The 17,189-nt window shown below is 57.6% G+C and carries 14 protein-coding genes and 1 tRNA gene; 2 read left to right on the top strand and 13 right to left on the bottom strand.

Features of this window, described 5'->3' with window-relative positions; genetic code table 11:
• Positions 1–382: 382 nt before the first annotated feature.
• A complete protein-coding gene (locus PL597_RS24295; protein WP_131829435.1) occupies positions 383–682 on the top strand; it encodes a hypothetical protein in 300 nt (99 codons plus the stop codon).
• A 210-nt stretch (positions 683–892) separates the two neighbouring features.
• Here the strand turns inward: PL597_RS24295 and PL597_RS24290 are convergent.
• The 10 genes from PL597_RS24290 to PL597_RS24245 form a co-directional block, all read right to left on the bottom strand.
• A tRNA-Met gene (locus PL597_RS24290) sits at positions 893–969 on the bottom strand.
• Positions 970–1,104: 135 nt separating this feature from the next.
• Complete coding sequence (gene mnmA / locus PL597_RS24285) at positions 1,105–2,301, bottom strand: tRNA 2-thiouridine(34) synthase MnmA (protein WP_077985344.1); 1,197 nt, start codon at positions 2,299–2,301, stop codon at positions 1,105–1,107.
• Positions 2,302–2,507: 206 nt separating this feature from the next.
• Entirely contained in the window at positions 2,508–3,698 is a 1,191-nt protein-coding gene (locus PL597_RS24280; RefSeq protein ID WP_077985247.1) for an OpgC family protein, read from the bottom strand.
• Between the two features lie 473 nt (positions 3,699–4,171).
• Positions 4,172–5,260 carry a Tim44 domain-containing protein gene (locus tag PL597_RS24275; protein ID WP_173991036.1) on the bottom strand — a complete coding sequence of 363 codons (1,089 nt, stop codon included), beginning with the start codon at positions 5,258–5,260 and terminating at the stop codon, positions 4,172–4,174.
• 221 nt (positions 5,261–5,481) lie between these two features.
• Positions 5,482–7,077 (bottom strand): phosphoglycerate dehydrogenase, encoded by a 1,596-nt coding sequence (gene serA / locus PL597_RS24270; protein WP_046799887.1) that lies wholly within the window; start codon positions 7,075–7,077, stop codon positions 5,482–5,484.
• A gap of 84 nt (positions 7,078–7,161) precedes the next feature.
• A complete protein-coding gene (locus PL597_RS24265; protein ID WP_271366429.1) occupies positions 7,162–8,340 on the bottom strand; it encodes a phosphoserine transaminase in 1,179 nt (392 codons plus the stop codon).
• Positions 8,341–8,552: 212 nt separating this feature from the next.
• The gene (locus tag PL597_RS24260) at positions 8,553–9,413 is read right to left on the bottom strand and encodes an outer membrane protein (RefSeq protein ID WP_173991040.1); all 861 of its coding nucleotides are present in this window, start codon (positions 9,411–9,413) and stop codon (positions 8,553–8,555) included.
• Between the two features lie 413 nt (positions 9,414–9,826).
• Positions 9,827–10,861 (bottom strand): sensor histidine kinase, encoded by a 1,035-nt coding sequence (locus PL597_RS24255; protein WP_271366428.1) that lies wholly within the window; start codon positions 10,859–10,861, stop codon positions 9,827–9,829.
• Between the two features lie 7 nt (positions 10,862–10,868).
• Complete coding sequence (locus PL597_RS24250) at positions 10,869–11,306, bottom strand: response regulator (protein WP_269823787.1); 438 nt, start codon at positions 11,304–11,306, stop codon at positions 10,869–10,871.
• A complete protein-coding gene (locus PL597_RS24245; RefSeq protein WP_271366427.1) occupies positions 11,303–12,757 on the bottom strand; it encodes a sensor histidine kinase in 1,455 nt (484 codons plus the stop codon). Before PL597_RS24245 ends, PL597_RS24250 begins: the two co-directional genes overlap by 4 nt.
• 209 nt (positions 12,758–12,966) lie before the next feature.
• Here PL597_RS24245 and PL597_RS24240 point away from each other — a divergent pair, with 209 nt between their 5' ends.
• Entirely contained in the window at positions 12,967–13,341 is a 375-nt protein-coding gene (locus PL597_RS24240) for a response regulator (RefSeq protein ID WP_077985252.1), read from the top strand.
• 67 nt (positions 13,342–13,408) lie between these two features.
• On the opposite strand, the gene PL597_RS24235 is transcribed toward PL597_RS24240, so the two are convergent.
• From PL597_RS24235 to PL597_RS24225, 3 genes are read right to left on the bottom strand one after another with little or no spacing between them, the layout of a single operon-like run.
• Complete coding sequence (locus PL597_RS24235) at positions 13,409–14,401, bottom strand: sensor histidine kinase (protein ID WP_077985253.1); 993 nt, start codon at positions 14,399–14,401, stop codon at positions 13,409–13,411.
• Between the two features lie 13 nt (positions 14,402–14,414).
• A complete protein-coding gene (locus PL597_RS24230) occupies positions 14,415–14,870 on the bottom strand; it encodes a response regulator (protein ID WP_269827025.1) in 456 nt (151 codons plus the stop codon).
• Positions 14,863–17,073: a sensor histidine kinase gene (locus PL597_RS24225; protein ID WP_271366426.1), complete on the bottom strand. Its 2,211-nt coding sequence runs from the start codon at positions 17,071–17,073 to the stop codon at positions 14,863–14,865. The genes PL597_RS24230 and PL597_RS24225 overlap by 8 nt, the downstream gene beginning before the upstream one ends.
• Positions 17,074–17,189 lie beyond the last annotated feature (116 nt).

Here is a 17,189-nt window from a genome sequence, read left to right as displayed (position 1 = left end):
TAACCGAAGTCTCTCTCCACGGCATCAACACCTCCCGCAAAGCGAAAAGTGTTACCCATGTCTCCGGTACAAAACGTCACCTATCTCTCAAGTCGGACACCTAAAGATAGAATTGTCTTCTAAATATAGTCGTTCGCGCGCGGCGCATCGTTCCGTGTCGTGCGGCTTGAAATTTGGCCTTCGCAGCCGCTTATCCGCAGAGCGCGACGGAAATTATTCCGCAAGCGGAACTTATGCGGAAGATGTCCGTTTCAGACGCGAGGCTCCTAACCTCAGTTCCCCTCTGATTGCCCGCCTTGAGCGGGCATTTTTTTGCCGATGTCGCTGGAACAGCTTATGTGCACAGCACGTTCTCCTGCGTTGTTCAACGTGGGGAAGAGCCATGTCCGCATATCCCAGAAGAATTCTCTTGATTGCCGCATTCGCCGCCTCGTCGATACCCGGCACATCGCATGCCGCCGATACCACGGTTTATCGTGAGGAACGGGTTTTACCGCACAAAACACATCATCAACCGCAGCGGATCGAAAATACCTATTCCAATCCCGTACAAATGAACTGCACCGAAAATATCGTGTCCTATCGCTCCCCTTACGAACGGCACACGGAACAGGTCACGCTCTGCCATCCGCCGCTAAATTGGCGAACAGGACCATCAACAGCAACAATATGGTCGCCTTGATCTTGCCATAATTCTTTCAATGTGCTTTTGTGCAGCCGCCCTTGTGGGAGGGGGTAGAGGTTGAGACCCGCTGGCTGCATTTTTGCAGTAAGCGGGTTTCCCTTTTTTTGGGCGAAACTTGCCGGCAGAATCAATCGCTTCTCCGCCTCGGAAAAGCAACGAAATACGGGCGCAGAACAGTGCGGTCTGGATTTTTCAGATCAAGGAAAATGGTAGCGGGAGAGGGACTTGAACCCCCGACACGCGGATTATGATTCCGCTGCTCTAACCACCTGAGCTACCCCGCCACAGGGGAAACGTGACAGTCATGTGACCGGCCGTTCCATCAGGATGAGCGGCTTATAAGGTGCCGCTCCCCAAAGTGTCAAGCGCAAGATGCGCAAAAAATTCGCTTTCCGCATCATGGCAAAAAGCGAATGGTTTCAGGCGGCAACCGGTTTTTCGAGAAGCGCCTTGAGCGACGCCTCGGCATCCACTGAGCGTTCCGACCGTTCGATGAAACCGCCGCCGTAAACGCGGGCATCGGCCCCCGGCGCGGAATAAAGCACGCAGGCCTGTCCAGGAGCGACACCGGCCTCCCCGGTCATCAGATCGACATAGATGCCGTTTTCGTCCGCATGCAGCACCGCTTCCGTCGGCGGGCGGGTGGAGCGCACCTTGGCGAAACAGGCAAAGCCCTGCCCGGCGTCGACGGCCAGTTCGCCGTCACCCAGCCAGTTCATGTCACGCAGATAGACCCGGCGGGTTTCCAGCGCCTCACGCGGGCCAACGATGACCCGGCGGCCGCGCGCATCGAGATGCACGACATAAAGCGGCTCCCCCGTCGCGACACCGATACCACGGCGCTGGCCGATCGTATAATGCACGATACCATCGTGGCGGCCGAGCACACGGCCGTCGAGATGAACGATATCGCCCGCCAATGCCGCATTCGGCTTCAGCTTGTTGATGATATCGGTATATTTGCCCTGCGGCACGAAACAGATGTCCTGGCTGTCGGCCTTTTTGGCGACGACAAGCCCCATCTCTTCCGCCAGCGCCCGTGTTTCGGCCTTGGAGAGGCCGCCGAGCGGAAAGCGCAGATAATCGATCTGCTCCTGCGTGGTTGCAAACAGGAACCAGCTCTGGTCACGGTCGCTGTCGATCGGCCGATAGAGCGCACGCCGCCCCGGCTGGCCGGCAACGGGATTGGGGCGCGATCGGATGTAATGACCGGTCGCCAGCGCATCGGCGCCCAGTTCCTGCGCGGTGGCGAGCAGATCGGCGAATTTTACCGTCTGGTTGCAGGCCACGCAGGGGATCGGCGTTTCGCCCATCGCATAGGCTTCGGCAAAGGGGTTGATGACGGTTTCGCGGAACCGCGCTTCGTAATCCAGCACGTAGTGGGGAATGCCGAGCGTTTCGCAGACCCGGCGCGCATCGTCGATATCCTGCCCGGCGCAACAGGAGCCGGCGCGGTGCACAGCGGCACCGTGGTCGTAAAGCTGGAGAGTTATGCCGAGGACATCATAGCCCTCACGCTTGAGGATACCGGCCACCACAGAAGAATCGACGCCACCGGACATGGCGACAACGATCCGGGTATCTTCCGGCCTCTTGTCAAAATCGAGCGTATTCACGTTTTTTCCCATCGTCAGTCATAACGGGGGTAAAGGCCCCGCCGCCTGTCGGTCATCCGTCGCGAGAAACCTGGCCATTCGTTGGCCGTCCTGTCTCATCATCCTGCGGATTTAAGGGCTGCATATAGAAAGGAATGGCCGCACACGCAAGTACGGGGCGGAAAACCGCCCCGCAAAGCCGTCAGATTCGAGCTGGGACCCGGCCCTCAGGCGCCAGCCGTCTTCTGGCCGCTGCTGCCGAACCACTTGTCGCGCTCCCGCCACAGGGCTGGCAAGGCCAGCAATCCAATCGCCGTGACGGCGATCAGCGTCTTGTTGAGCTGCGACAGTTCTGCCGTGCGGCCGTCGAGATAATAGACGCCGTAGACGATCGCCACATGCCAGACATAGACCTGCAGCGAATGGCGGCCGAGCAATTGCAGGAACTTCAGCGACAGCACCCAGATGACGCCTTCGGCGATGGAACGCACGAGCGGACGGTGGTGCTTCGGACCGGCAATCACCAGCCAGGTCAAGCCGACGCCGACGGCGAGGAAGTTGATGAGATAGACCGGGCCGAAATCGGCGCGGATTTCCATGGTGGAGAATTTGCCCATCATGAAATCCGGCATCAGGCCCCAGGCAGTTGCGATGCGCAGCGGCATGAAGAACAGGCAGATGGCGAGCGCCGCTTTCGGCAACCATGTACGCTCAGGCGAGAAGATCGCCTTCCACGGAATGCGGTTCTGCGCCGTCATCGCGCCCATTACCAGCGCCGAATAGAATACCAGCTGCCAGCCGAGCAGGTTGAAGCTGACACGGATACCTTGCTCATCCGCCCCCTTGACGAGTTCGTTGAGCGGGGTCGTCACAATTTGCTGCAGGCCAAGCTGGCCCGCCATCCAGACCAGCAGGGAGCCGGCCATGACATAGGCCCACTTGCCATCCAGACAAAGCTTCACCAGAACCGGCGCAAAGATCATGTAGACGATATATTGCGGCAGAATATCCATGAAGGTCGGCTGGAAGAGGAATGTCGCAATCGCCGCGAGACGCAGCGGATCGTCGAACGACGTCATGCCAAGCCAGTTGTACCAGATATAAGGCGCATGCGGGATGACCATGCGGAAAAACAGCACGGCGATGACAAGGCCCATGGCATAACGATAAAGCTCCATCGCCCGGTTCCAGATCATCTGTTTGCCGGCGTCATAGCCATATTTCATCATCTTGCGCGCATAAACCATGCCGATCAGCAGGCCGGACAGGAACACGAAGCCCTGCGCGTCCTCGACAAAAGCAAACTGCCGGTGATTGATTTCCACCAGCCAAAAGCCGCCGGCAAACACCAGATGGTTGATCAGCATGAAGACGAGGAAGTAACCACGCATCCCGTCGATCAGGTCAAAGCGTTTCATCTCGATAGCTCTCCGTTCTCGCAGGGCCTGCATTGCCCGGCCATCCAGCCCGGCTTGGGAGGGGCCGGGTATGGATTGTCAACGCTGTTTCGCGCCTCAGGTTCCCTTTCCAAAGCGGTGTAGAACCCGCGCGAAAAGTCACATCGATGTGTGTGCCCTGTGGTTAGGACGCCGGGACTGAATGCCGGATGAATGAAAAAAGGCAATTGCGTGAAGCGGAAGAGCCATGCGCGGGTAACATGTCGCGACAAACAGGGCTAAAAACGTTGCATAGCAGGACGAAGCGGAATTCACCGCCGATGGCCGCGTGAGATATCACCCGTTAGATTTATCAGTCGTTTTTTTGACCGCATCTTTTTGTCCCTTAGCCGAGCGAGCGTCGGCGTGACCATGTTTTCCGCGAGCGTGACGAGCAAAGGCCCGGCGGGAACGAGAACCGCCGGGCCTTTATTTGTTAAATAAGCTACGATTCGTCAGGCGGCCGCCTGAATAGCGGCGACCTGCCAGTTATCGTTTCCGGGGCGGCGGACGAAGGTCCACATTTCCACCGCCTCAGAAGGCTGGTGCTCGTCACCTTCGATCACCTTGCCGGAGGTACGGTCGCGCATCACGTCGATGGCGGAGTAGCGCATAGCCACCGTTGCATAATCCTGGCCCTCTTCGTGCCATGCTTCGGCAACATCGCCCTGGAGCAGCGTCACATCGCGCACGTCGTTTTTCACGCCGCTGGTCGCGTTGTCGCTCAGTTCTTCGGCGAGATACGACATGGCTTCCGGCGTCGTCAGCTTGCGCAATGTGCCATAATCCTCGGCGGCATAGGCGGCCTGCACGTCTTCCAGCATTTTCTGGAAAGTTTCGAGATCGCCCTGGGTAATGCCGATTTCATCGCCTTCCGACATGGCATTGGCATGAGGCGCGGGGGCATGAGGCGCAGGCTTTGCCGTTGCGGCATTGGCGGCCACGCCGCCCGCAGCGCCGGCCAGCGCGCCGATCTTCGGAATCTTGAAGGAGGATGCGGCAGAACCCGGCTTCGAACCGCCATTATAGGAAGAACCGGAATGATCCCTACGCTGCGAGGCACCGGCCGCGCCGTAAGCGGGCTGGCCCTGACGGCGCGAGGCGAAGAAACGCATGGCGAGCATCACCAGAAGGCCGATCAGAGCCACCTGCAACAGCATACCGAAGAAACCGGCCATGCCGCCAAAACCGCCGCCCAGCAGCATTCCGAACAGACCGCCCATCAAGAGGCCGCCCATCAAACCACCCATCATGCCGCCGAACAGGCCGCGGCTCTGCTGCGGCGCCTGCGCGCCGGGACGGGCCGGCTGAGCAGCGCTCGGCGCTGCCTGATTGGTATTGGGAGTCATGCTGCGGTTTATCGGCGCGGTCTGGCCGGGTGCCGTGCTGGTCGAAGGCGGAGCGGAATAGGTCCGCGTGCCGCGGCTGCCGAAACCGCCGCTGGCGCGACGCGCTTCCGCCATATCAACCGCCACGAAAGACACCGCGATACCAAGCGCGGCGACTGCGAACAAACCCTTGAAGCGCCGAAAGGCAGCAAACATCGTTATCTCCTGTTGGCCGCCCTCCCATGAGCGGCATGTCAGCAGGCGATATAGCAACTCATGATCATCATTTTTAGAGCAGTTGCCTTAAATTTTTCGTGATATGCAACCAATGCGATAGTCACATATATTCTGCGACGAAAGAGACACTGGATAAACGAAAAACCCGGCACAGGGTCTCCCCTGCGCCGGGCCTTATTGTCCCCTTGGGAGGAACGATATCAGTCGACGTTGAAGGTCAGCGGCTTGACCTGGCGGATCGCCGGGTTGGCGCGCAGCTTGTCGAGCACGGTTTCGGAAACCGGACCGTCGACATAAAGCAGCGCGATGGCGTCGCCGGCTTCCTTTTCACGGCCGAGCTGGAAGTTGGCGATGTTGACGCCAGCCTCGCCGAGCGTGGTGCCCATGAAGCCGATCATGCCGGGAACGTCGGTATTGGTGATGTAGATCATGTGCGATCCGACATCCGCATCCATATTGATGTTCTTGATCTGGATGAAGCGCGGCTTGCCATCCGAGAAGACCGTGCCGGCAACCGAGCGGATCTGGTTTTCCGTCTTGACCGTCAGCTTGATATAGCCGTCATAAACGCCGGTCTTGTCGCGCTTGACCTCGGAAAGGATGATACCCTTTTCCTTGATCATCACCGGGGCCGAAACCATGTTCACATCGGCCACCTGGCTGCGGATCAGGCCGGCCAGCAGGGCACTGGTCAGTGCCTTGGTGTTCATGTTGGCGGTTGCGCCATCATAAAGGATTTCGATTTCCTTGGTGGCGCTTTCCTGCACCTGGCCGACAAAAGAGCCGAGAACATCCGCCAGACGGATGAAGGGCTTCAGGCGCGGCGCTTCCTCAGCCGTGATCGACGGCATGTTGATGGCGTTGGAAACCGCACCCTTGACCAGATAATCCGACATCTGCTCGGCAACCTGAAGGGCGACGTTTTCCTGCGCTTCCGTGGTGGAAGCACCGAGATGCGGCGTGCAGACGACATTCGGCAGGCCGAAAAGCGGGCTCTCGGTGGCGGGCTCGACTTCGAACACGTCAAAACCGGCGCCGGCGACATGGCCGGACTTGATGGCTTCGGCAAGGGCCGCTTCATCCACAAGACCGCCACGGGCGCAGTTAACGATACGCACGCCCTTTTTGGTCTTGGCGAGGTTTTCAGCGTTCAGGATGCCGCGCGTCTTGTCGGTCATCGGCACGTGCAGGGTGATGAAATCGGCCTGGGCCAGAAGTTCGTCCAGCTCAACCTTGGTCACACCCATTTCCTGCGCGCGTTCCGGCGACAGGAAGGGGTCATAGGCCAGAACATGCATCTTGAGGCCAAGTGCGCGCGAGCAGACGATGGAGCCGATGTTACCGGCACCGATGACGCCAAGCGTCTTGCCGGTGATTTCGACACCCATGAACTTAGATTTTTCCCACTTTCCGGCCTGCGTGGAGCTGTCGGCTGCCGGAAGCTGGCGGGCAACTGCGAACATCAGCGCAATCGCATGTTCGGCAGTGGTGATGGAGTTGCCGAAGGGCGTGTTCATGACGATGATACCGCGGCGCGAGGCGGCCGGGATATCGACGTTATCGACGCCGATGCCGGCGCGGCCGATGACCTTGAGGTTGGTCGCGGCTTCGATCAGCTTTTCGGTCGCCTTCGTGGCCGAACGAATGGCAAGACCATCGTAATTGCCGATGATTTCAGCCAGCTTGTCCTTGTCCTTGCCGAGTTTCGGCTGGAAATCGACTTCGACGCCACGATCACGGAAAATCTGGACGGCGGTTTCCGACAGTTCGTCGGATACAAGTACGCGAGGTGCCATGGTTCACGGGCTCCTTGAAAAGGGGGGTGGTTTTTGAGAACGGGAAATCGGCGGCCCTGCATCAACGCAGGGCCGGTATCGAAATCAGGCGGCAGCCTTGGAAAGTGTTGCCTTCTGCGTCTGGTAAGCCCAGGCGAGCCAGGGCATGACGGCTTCCATATCGGCCGTCTCGATGGTCGCGCCGGCCCAGATGCGCAGACCGGACGGAGCGTCGCGGTAAGCGCCGATATCGAGGGCGACATTTTCCTTTTCGAGCAGGGCGACGATGCCCTTGGCGAAATCGGCCTGTGCAGCCGCATCCAATGCCTGCACCTCGGGATCGACGATCTTCAGGCAGACGGAGGTGTTGGAGCGGGTTTCCGGCTTGACGGCCAGGTTGGCGATCCAGTTATTCTTCTCGATGAAGTCGTAGATAACCTTGGCATTGGCATCGGCACGGCCGATCAGCGCCTTGAGGCCACCGAGGCTTTTCGCCCACAGCAGCGCGTCGATATAATCTTCAACGCAGAGCATGGACGGCGTGTTGATGGTTTCGCCGGTGAAGATGCCTTCGATCAGCTTGCCGCCGGAGACCATGCGGAAGATTTTCGGCAGCGGCCATGCGGGTGCGTAGTTCAAGAGACGCTCGACGGCACGGGGCGAAAGGATGATGACGCCATGGCCGCCCTCGCCGCCCAGAACCTTCTGCCAGGAGAAAGTGACGACGTCGAGTTTCGTAAAATCCATGTCCTGCGCGAAGGCTGCCGAAGTGGCGTCGCAGATGGTCAGACCCTTGCGGTCGGCGGGAATGAAATCGGCGTTGGGAACGCGAACGCCTGATGTCGTGCCGTTCCAGGTGAAGACGACGTCACGGTCGAAATCGACTTCGGCAAGGTTCGGCAGCAGGCCGTAATCGGCCTCCAATTTGCGGACGTCCTTCAGCTTCAGCTGCTTGACGACGTCAGTGACCCAGCCAGCGCCAAAGCTTTCCCAGGCGAGCATATCGACGCCGCGTTCACCGAGCAGCGACCATAGCGCCATTTCAACGGCGCCGGTGTCGGATGCGGGAACGATACCGATGCGATAATCGGCAGGAACGTTCAGAACTTCACGGGTGAGATCGATGGCCTGCTTCAGCTTGGCTTTGCCAACCTTGGCGCGATGCGAGCGACCGAGCGGCGCATCGGAGAGAGCATCTAGCGACCAACCGGGACGCTTCGAGCAGGGACCAGAGGAAAAATGCGTATTGCCCGGACGGACGTCCGGTTTCACGATATCTGTCATTTGACTACCCTTCCAGATAGGCGCTCCACGTTAGGGTGGAGTGTCCTGACGCCGTTGCTATTCCTGTCGCCCATCCCAGTCAAGCGGAATATGTCGCTACACAGAAGAATCTTGGTCCATATGCGTCATGCGCCGCGTCAGGTGCCGGTAAAACAAAACCGCCCGCACCCGGAGGATGCGGACGGTCTGAAACTACCAGCAGGGCGTGACGTTTATTTATAAACGGCAGGCTGCAGCGGAATATCGGCGGGCGGCATGTATTGCGCGGTATCGCAGCCGTTGAAGACATAACGACCGCCGACGCGCACTTCGTGCGAATAAAGGCCCTTGTCACGGCCCGGACCGCCGCCATTTTCATAAGCGAACATATCGCCCTTGTTGATGTGGCGGAAACGATAGCCGATATCGGCCTTCAGGTTACAGGTGACATCGATGGATGCGCCGGCCATCAGGGCGTAGGCGAAGCGCCATTTGCCCTTGCCACCATGTTCAGTGGTCGGGTCGCAGTAGCCAGATCCGTCCGTTGCACAGGACGTATTACGAAGCTTGTCCCACTTGACGTAGGACGCACCCACACCACCGCCGACATAAGGCGTGACCCGACCATAGGTTCCGAGATCAACATAGGCGTTGGCCATCAGCGTGTAGGCTCGCAACGCGGCTAGATCAGTAGAAACGCAGGGAGTGTTGCTCCCGAACGGGCCACCTCCGCAGGAGCCACTCGTGGAGCCGCGGAAATCCGACTTACCCATATAGTCAAAGGTCAAGTCGCTACGGAAATAGTTGTTGAACTGATAACCGACGCCGGCGCCAATGACATAGCTGTCCTTGATCGTCGCGGTGTCAAAATCCGCGAGATAGCCGCCGGGGCCACCCTGATAATAATGGGCGCCGCGCAGCTTGTTGAAGGAATAACCGACGTCGCCGCGCAGGTACCAGCCACTCGCCTGGGTGACGGTCACTTCGGGTGCATCGACATAAGCAGGGGCAGGCTCGGCTTGATAGAGATCGGCAGCGATGGCGCTGGTACCGGTCAGCAGGACGGCCAGAAATCCGGCCAGGGCGTTTTTCATGACTTCCACTCCAGAAGAGACACATACGGTTTCGGCGTCAGATGCCAGTGAATTCTTCAGTCATGAAGATTGTCGTAAAATGGTTAAGTCCCGATTAAAATGGAAACCTGTATTACAACAATCGTTACTGAAAATGGTAAACACACTGATACGGTTTGCGCTTTCTTAACCCTAAAACGCATAGGTTAAGGAAGTGCAAAAGCTATTGCGCTGATCCGGTTATGGATGAAAGCCTTACAAAATTCGGCATCTCTCTTTGCACGGAAGGCAGACGGCCCCCTGACAAAATGGCAGCGAAAAGCCGCGCAAGGCAGAAGGGATCGTGACAAAGCTCCGCCAGGTTGGCGTGCTGAATGCGCCGGACGGCACGATGGCGGAAGCGAACCTTGGGACAGCCGGCGAGAACGCCGCCCCTATCTCTCGCTCCAAATCATCGTATAACGCGTACCCACCTTCCGGTCCGGGTGGGTATGTGTCTGATCGACACGGGCGCCGATGTTCTGCGCCATCGCCATGATCAGTTTCGTGCCCAACCCTGTGCCCTTCGGCGATATGTGCGGGTTCGACCCTATCCCGTCATCTTCCACAACCAGAATGAATTGCCCATTCTCTTCAGAGAGCTTGACCCGGACGGCGCCGGTTTGATCGGGGTAGGCATATTTGAGCGCGTTGGTCAGAAGTTCTGTGATGATGACGCCAAGCGCAACGGCATGGTCCGCATTCAAATCGACCTCACACAGCGACGTTTCAACAGTGATGGAGGAAGAGCCGGGCACGGCCTGAAACAGATCGCCGATGATCGAGGTCAGATAGGAATTGAGAGAGACCAGGCCCACATTCGCGGTGTTATAGAGGCTGCGGTGAACGCCGGCGATTGCCGAAATCCTGCTCTGCGTTTCCAGCAACGCGGTTTCTGCTTCCTGCGACTTCAGGGTATTTATTTGTAGTCGGATCATGGCGGAAACCAGTGAGAGACTGTTCGCGACACGATGGTTCATCTCTTTAACCATCATTTCCGCGTGCTCTTTGGCCTTCACCAGCAAGCGGTCGGCCTCCTCCTTCGTCTGGCGCAGGCGATGGTTTTCCAATGCCTGATTAATGGCTGTGAGCAGAAGCGGGAAGAAATCATCTCCGACATTCTTGATGACGTAGTCGGCGGCACCTGCCCTGAGCGCATCCATGGCGATCTGCGCCTCGTTGGACCCCGTCACATAAAGGATGGGAACACGCGCCGGTATCGTCTCGATAGCGGCGAGAAATTCCATGCCCGTCGCGGTTTGGAAATAATGGTCGAGAACGACGATATCGAACTGCCCGTTTTGAAAAAGCTCGAGTCCGGACGCCACGGAGGCGGCATGAACCACCTCCATTCCGTGGCGACCAAGAACGCGGCTCGAAAGCCGGGCCAGAGCCGGGTCGTCATCGACATATAAAACGCGCAGAGCCATCGTGCCTTCAAGGTATCTGAATTACGGAAAAGAACAGGCCAAGATTTTTGATGGCAGTCGCGAAGCCCTCATAATCGACCGGCTTGGTTATGTAAACATTCGCGCCCAGGTCATAGCATTTCTGAATTTCAGTCTCGTCATCGGTAGTTGTCAAAACCACGACGGGCAAACGACGGGTGTATTCGTTGCTTTTGATCTGCTCGAGAATGTTGATGCCCGACATGTCAGGGAGATTAAGGTCGAGCAGGACAAGAAGATAACGGTCTTTGCTGACAAGGCCATCTCGACTTTCGCCCAGTATATAGTCAAGCGCCTTAGCTCCGAGCGTAAACGGCACGATCTCGTTGTTCACGCCGGCCCGCCGCACGTTCTTTTCGATCAGCCGCGCATGGCCCTCGTCGTCTTCGATCATCACGATCGTCACTTCCTGACCGGTCGCTTTCATGTGTCGCCTTCCTTCGTCACTCGTCTGAGGTCACTCGGCAGCAGCAGGAAAAACGTGCTGCCCTCACCGAGTTTGGACTCAACTCTAATGTCACCTCCTAAATTTCTGATTAGCGAACGAACATGGGCAAGGCCAATACCCTCTCCCGGCTGGTCCTGATTGCCCGCCCGGCGAAAGAGTTCGAAAACCCTTTCGAGATCCTTTTCACCGATACCGCGCCCATTGTCGCCGACTTCGATACAGATCGCACCACGCCCGGCCGGATAGGCGCGCGCCGTCAGCCGCAGCGGACGACCAGGCATCTGGTATTTCACCGCATTGTCGAACAGATTTCCGAGAATCTGATCGAGGGATATGCGGTCGGTCACGATCGTCAGCTTCGGCGTGTCGACATCGATCTCGCCGCCGTTCGCCGTGATCTGGTGGCGTACCGTCTCGGAAAGTGACAAGAGCAATGTTTCTACGTCGACCTTCTCGGGCTGCAGCTTGCGCTGGCCGTCGCGGGATATTTTAAGGATCGCGTTGATCAGCTGATCCATTTTGCGGGTGGATGAGCGGATAAAGCCGATAGCCTCGGGAATATCCTCTTCCACCGCCAACCGCGCCTCGCGGACGACGTCGTCGGCCAGGGTTTTCCCATCCGCAAGGACATAAGCATTCACCGACTTCAGCGAGGTGTCGAACTCGGAGAGAAAGCCCATTATATTTACCAGCGGCGCCCGCAGGTCGTGTGTAACGATGTAGGCGAAACGCTGGATTTCCTGATTGGCGCGGCGGAGATCGCGTGTCCTGTCTTCTACACGTTCCTCCAGATTCCGGTTAAGCTCGTCAACATCCTCCCGAGACCGGGTCAGAGCCTTGATATAGGTGAAGACAAGGAAGATCGAACCGCCGACGACAAGGAGAATTGCAAGCGCGCCGCCCACGGTTACCCATCGGAGTGTATTGGCGGCATCGAGCTGATCATTAACAATGACACGCAAACGATCGTCGACATTCGATTGCAGATTGGACAAGATGCCTCTGATCTCGCTCATTAAGCGCTTGCCGTCATTGTTGCGAACGATCTCAATTGCCTCCGTGATTCGACCCGTGCGCTGCAGCTCAATGGTTTCGCTTGTCTCCGCCAGCTTGGCTTCGATCGCCCGCCTCAAACCGGAAAGAGACTGCGCATATTGAGGCTGTTCCTTCAGCAGGTCGAAGAGTCTCGACTGGCGTTGCGGCAATGTACGCAGAGCCTCTTCATAAGGCGCCAGATATTCCGAGTTGTTGGCAAGCAGATATCCTCGTTGCCCGGTCTCAATGTCCTGCATCGCCGTCAGCACATCGAAAACCGCGGCACGAAAACGTCGGAGTTCCGCAGTCTCCTGTGAGTACCTGTTGTTCACCTGGACGAGCCATAAAGACACGGAAACCATGCCAATCAAAATCGCAACACCCACGGCCAGCATCAAAAGGCTTCGTTTGGCAAACGGTGAAAAACCAGTCACAGCAATACATTCCCGGTAGGCGCTAAATTAGTTGTGCAAGCTAGAGTATGACAACACCGGAGGCGACTGTTTTCTTTTTATCGATCCGTGGAACCAGCGCGGGGTTCAGGGGTTTTGCAATGTTGATTGAAAGCGGCCTGCGGGGCCGAAGTAATGAGAATACGGTGACAATGAGCTACGATTTCCAGGGAAAACAGATCCTCGTATTGGAAGATGACGCACTTCTCGCGATGGATATGGAAGATTTTCTCTCCGACCTCGGCGTCAATGTTGTCGGGCCGGTTTCCCATGTTGACGCCGCGCTCGAAAAAATAAACGTCACCGATCTCGACGGCGCGGTCATTGATCTCAATCTGAGGGGAGAATTGTCCTTCCCCGTCATCGAAGAGCTCAAGGCGGCGAACATTCCCTTCGTCATCTGCAGCGGATATGCGGAAGTACCCGGTGTCCGGGCTCAGCTGGACGGCCTGACAGTCGTTTCCAAGCCTTGCGATTTCGACAATCTCTCGCGTGTTCTGGCCAATGAGTTTTCACTGATCGACTAGGGCCGAGCCGATCGCGGCTTGGCGCCCCACCTTCATCTTTTCATCCGGCATCTTTTCATCCGGCGATTCAATCCAGGGGAAAGAGGACCTGATATTTCAGGCCGCCGCGATCGTAGCGAATTTCACTTTCAGCCTGCAATTCGTATTGCGCGCCTTTTGTTATCAGGGTCGTTCCAAAGCCGGTTTCCTTCGGCGCGGAAACAGGCGGGCCTCCGCTTTCCTGCCACCTTAGGTCAACACGGTTGCGCCCATCTCCGTCACGCAACTTCTTCCAGAAAACCTCGACCTTTCCGTTTGCGCCGGACAGAGAACCGTATTTCTGCGCGTTCGTCGCCAGTTCATGCAGGATCATTCCCAGCGCCAAAGCTGATTTTGGCGACACATGCACGCCATCCGGACCGTCAAGTTCGACCCTGCTCGCAAAGACATTATGCGGCTCGATCGCGCGCTTCACGACGTCTCTCAGGTCAGTCTCGCCCCAATTGCTCTGAAAAAGCAGGGCATGGCTCTCCGCCAGTGAACTCACGCGGGCCACAAGCCGTTCCTGATAATCCTCGATCGAGGTGCTGCCTTTTGCCGTTCTGCGGATAATGGATATGACCATCGCCATGGTGTTCTTGACGCGATGGCTCAGCTCACGAACAAGAAGTTCCTTGTGCAGCTCCGCCCGTTTCCGCTCCTGTTTTTCCCGCGCTTCCGCCAGCGCGCGCTCGACGGCGGACGGCAATCTCACCAACCGCTGCTTCAGCACGTAATCCGTGGCGCCGCGCCGGAATGCGTCGATCGCAGCATCCTCGCCCAAAACTCCGGACACGAAGATAAACGGCGTATCGGGTCGGGTCTGCATGACGACGTCAAGCGCCGCCATGCCGTCGAAGTCCGGCAGGGAGAAATCCGCAAGAATGATATCAAACGGCTGTTTTTCCAAAGCCTCTATGAACGACGCCTTGCCGACCGCCCTGGTCACCAGCGGAGGTGGTGAAATACGCGAAAGCTGGTCCTCAATCAGTTCTGCATCGACCGAGCTGTCCTCAAGGAGAAGAAGCTTGCCTGCTTCCATTCGCCGCACCGCCTCATCCACCATTGCGACGTGCACCGGGTGGCGGCTCGTTCAGGAGAGCCCAGAAAACTCCGAGATCCTGTATAGCCTTAAAAAACTGTGTGAATTCCACGGGCTTGACGACAAAGGCGTTAACGCCGAGTTCGTAGCTCCGCACCAGGTCCTGCTCCTCTCGAGATGACGTCAGCATGACGACCGGAATGTGCCGCAGATGATCAGCGCCCTTTACCCTCTGCAAAACCTCAAGCCCGTCCACTTTCGGGAGTTTGAGATCGAGAAGGACGACAGCCGGATCGCCGGCAGGCCGGTTGTGATAGCTGCCAGTGACAGTGAGATAGTCGAGCGCCTCGGCGCCGTCGCGCGCCACCACCACCTCATTCGCCAGCTGGCATTTGTCGAGAGCGGTCAGCGTTAATTCCAGATCGCGCGGATTATCTTCCACCAGCAGAATAGGTCTGAGTTCAGGCAATGTCGTCCTCTTTAATCTTCACAATCGGCAATCGGAAGGAGAACGTGGCTCCCTCACCGACAGTTCCCTCAGCGCCGACCGAACCGTGATGGCGCTCGACAATTCGTCTCACCAACGCAAGTCCAATGCCCGTGCCCTCGAAATCCTCGACACGCTGAAGCCGCTGAAACACGCCGAAAAGCTTGCCGTAATAGGCCATATCGAAGCCGACACCATTGTCTTCGACGGAATAGGTGACGTCGTCTTCGCCTTCAACCGCTGAAATGCTGATGATCGAAATCGGCTCCCGGGAGGAATATTTGATGGCGTTTTCGATCAGATTGTACCAGACCTGCCGCAACAGGGTCGGATCTCCGAATATCACCGGCAGTTTTCCGATCCGCCATTCGATCTGGCGGCCAGCAACCGCCGGATCGAGAGAACGGCGGACTTCGCTCACCACCTTCTGCATATCGACCGGCTTCATGGTAATCTGCGTGCGGCCAAGCTGAGAAAAATTCAGAAGATCGTCCACCAGCCTGCCAGCGCCGAGCGCCGCCTCGGATATCATCTGAAGATAATGCAGGGATTTCTCGTCCAAGGCGTTGCTGCGCTCACGCAATAATTGCGCAAAACCGACGATATGGCGGAAAGGCGCGCGCAGGTCGTGCGAAACGGAATAGGAAAAAGCCTCCAGTTCCTTGTTGGTCCGTTGCAGTTCCCGCGTCAGATCCGCCATTTCCTCCGCCTTGCGCAGGACAATACCGATGATCGCGCTGCGCAGCTCCCTTGCGGCTGCAAGCTCGGGCTCCGACCACGGAGACGCCGTGCCGCGCAATTGCTCCTTCCAGATTTCGAAGGACTTGCGCGGATGGATGCGTCCGCTTTCCTGCACCGTCTTGTGCGGATCGCCACCCCAGCGCACTGTTTTTATGACCTCCGGCCGAAACCAGATCAGCCAGCTTCCATGCAGTTCCGAAACCCGCATCGCGATAATCCCGCTGGCGACGGATGCATAGGCCGAAGCAGCAGGGTAATCGCCTGCCAGATTGTCGGTTGCAAGAACATCGGTTAAATCCTGCTCACCAAGCCACAGGACAAGCTCTTCAACCTGCTCCCGTGAAGGTGTCTTGCCGACCAGTTCATATTTGTCGCCAAGAATAAGCGCAGCACCATCGGCTCCCACCTGTTTCAGCAGGTCTTCTCTTTCGTCGTCGCCTGCAATCAGACCGTCAACCCATTTTTCGGCAGTCGCCATCCGCTTCAGCAGACGCGCCTGAACGTGGCCAAGCTCCACGCGGCGGGATGCATCCTGAGAACTCTGCTCCATCGCTATCCGCATCGACAGCAACTGCGCCGCAAAATCACAGGCTTCTCGCACGGCAAGGGGCACCGCATGAGGTGTGGCGTGGTGGCAGGCGATCAGGCCCCACAGGGCGCCGTTAACGATGATCGACACCGACATGGAAGCGGCCGTGCCCATGTTGCGCATATACTCAAGATGAACCGGAGACACGCTGCGCAGCTGTGAAAAGCTCATATCGAGTACCGCCCCCGTTTCCGCATTCACCTGCGGTCTCACCGGGACGGGCCGATAATTGGCATCGGGGATCATTCGCAAACGGTTGATGGTATAGAGTTGCCGCGCCTGCGGCGGGATATCACCCGCCGGAAAACGTAGTCCAAGATAAGACGGCAAAGCCCCGCTACCGGCTTCCGCCACGACGTGGCCGCTCCAGTCCGGCCCGAAGTCGTAAATCAGGGTGCGATCATACTCACTGATTGCGGAGACCAGTTGCGCTGTTCGAAAAAGCGCATCTTCCAGCGACGGCGCGCTATTCAGATATTGCGCCAGACGGGTGAGTTCGCCCATCAGCCTTTCAGCAGATTCGCCCTCCCTCGTCTTTTCCACCTCAACGATAATCAGAGGGCCGGATCGATGCGCCGAAACATCGAGTTTCTTTTCGGCCCAAACATATCGGAAAATGCTCTCTTCACTGGAATACCAGGCGGACAATGCTGCGAGAAACGGCAACGCCACCTCGCTTGCAACGGCACCGATCGGCACTGCCCGACCAATATAGTCAGCGAAATTGTCACTGGTCTGCACCACGGAAAATTCCCGCGCAGACAAGACCAGAAGAGCCCCATGCTCCTGAATAGCGCCGGGGATATGGATGGGCTCGGCGCCGCAACTATCCAGTTTCGGCGTAACTGAACTCATAACTTTCTCCAGCTGCTCCTTGTGCAAGAACGTTCGACCTGCTCAAAAGATGCGGCCAGCCTATTCATTATTGCGGGGATGTAAACGTTCGTTTCGGCAAACGTTTCGAGAGCGGT

It is taken from the genome of Agrobacterium sp. ST15.13.013 (assembly GCF_027956525.1).
GTDB lineage: Bacteria > Pseudomonadota > Alphaproteobacteria > Rhizobiales > Rhizobiaceae > Agrobacterium > Agrobacterium salinitolerans.
The sequence above is the reverse complement of the archived record's forward strand: the minus strand, read 5'-3'. Positions and strand labels throughout refer to the sequence as shown.

What these genes read in the sequence shown, in the direction of transcription:
- PL597_RS24295 (WP_131829435.1), top strand. Translation starts at nt 383, where the DNA reads ATGTCCGCATATCCCAGAAGAATTCTCTTGATTGCCGCATTCGCCGCC.
- PL597_RS24280 (WP_077985247.1), bottom strand. Translation starts at nt 3,698, where the DNA reads ATGAAACGCTTTGACCTGATCGACGGGATGCGTGGTTACTTCCTCGTC.
- PL597_RS24275 (WP_173991036.1), bottom strand. Translation starts at nt 5,260, where the DNA reads ATGTTTGCTGCCTTTCGGCGCTTCAAGGGTTTGTTCGCAGTCGCCGCG.
- serA (WP_046799887.1), bottom strand. Translation starts at nt 7,077, where the DNA reads ATGGCACCTCGCGTACTTGTATCCGACGAACTGTCGGAAACCGCCGTC.
- PL597_RS24265 (WP_271366429.1), bottom strand. Translation starts at nt 8,340, where the DNA reads ATGACAGATATCGTGAAACCGGACGTCCGTCCGGGCAATACGCATTTT.
- PL597_RS24260 (WP_173991040.1), bottom strand. Translation starts at nt 9,413, where the DNA reads ATGAAAAACGCCCTGGCCGGATTTCTGGCCGTCCTGCTGACCGGTACC.
- PL597_RS24255 (WP_271366428.1), bottom strand. Translation starts at nt 10,861, where the DNA reads ATGGCTCTGCGCGTTTTATATGTCGATGACGACCCGGCTCTGGCCCGG.
- PL597_RS24250 (WP_269823787.1), bottom strand. Translation starts at nt 11,306, where the DNA reads ATGAAAGCGACCGGTCAGGAAGTGACGATCGTGATGATCGAAGACGAC.
- PL597_RS24245 (WP_271366427.1), bottom strand. Translation starts at nt 12,757, where the DNA reads ATGCTGGCCGTGGGTGTTGCGATTTTGATTGGCATGGTTTCCGTGTCT.
- PL597_RS24240 (WP_077985252.1), top strand. Translation starts at nt 12,967, where the DNA reads ATGAGCTACGATTTCCAGGGAAAACAGATCCTCGTATTGGAAGATGAC.
- PL597_RS24235 (WP_077985253.1), bottom strand. Translation starts at nt 14,401, where the DNA reads ATGGAAGCAGGCAAGCTTCTTCTCCTTGAGGACAGCTCGGTCGATGCA.
- PL597_RS24225 (WP_271366426.1), bottom strand. Translation starts at nt 17,073, where the DNA reads ATGAGTTCAGTTACGCCGAAACTGGATAGTTGCGGCGCCGAGCCCATC.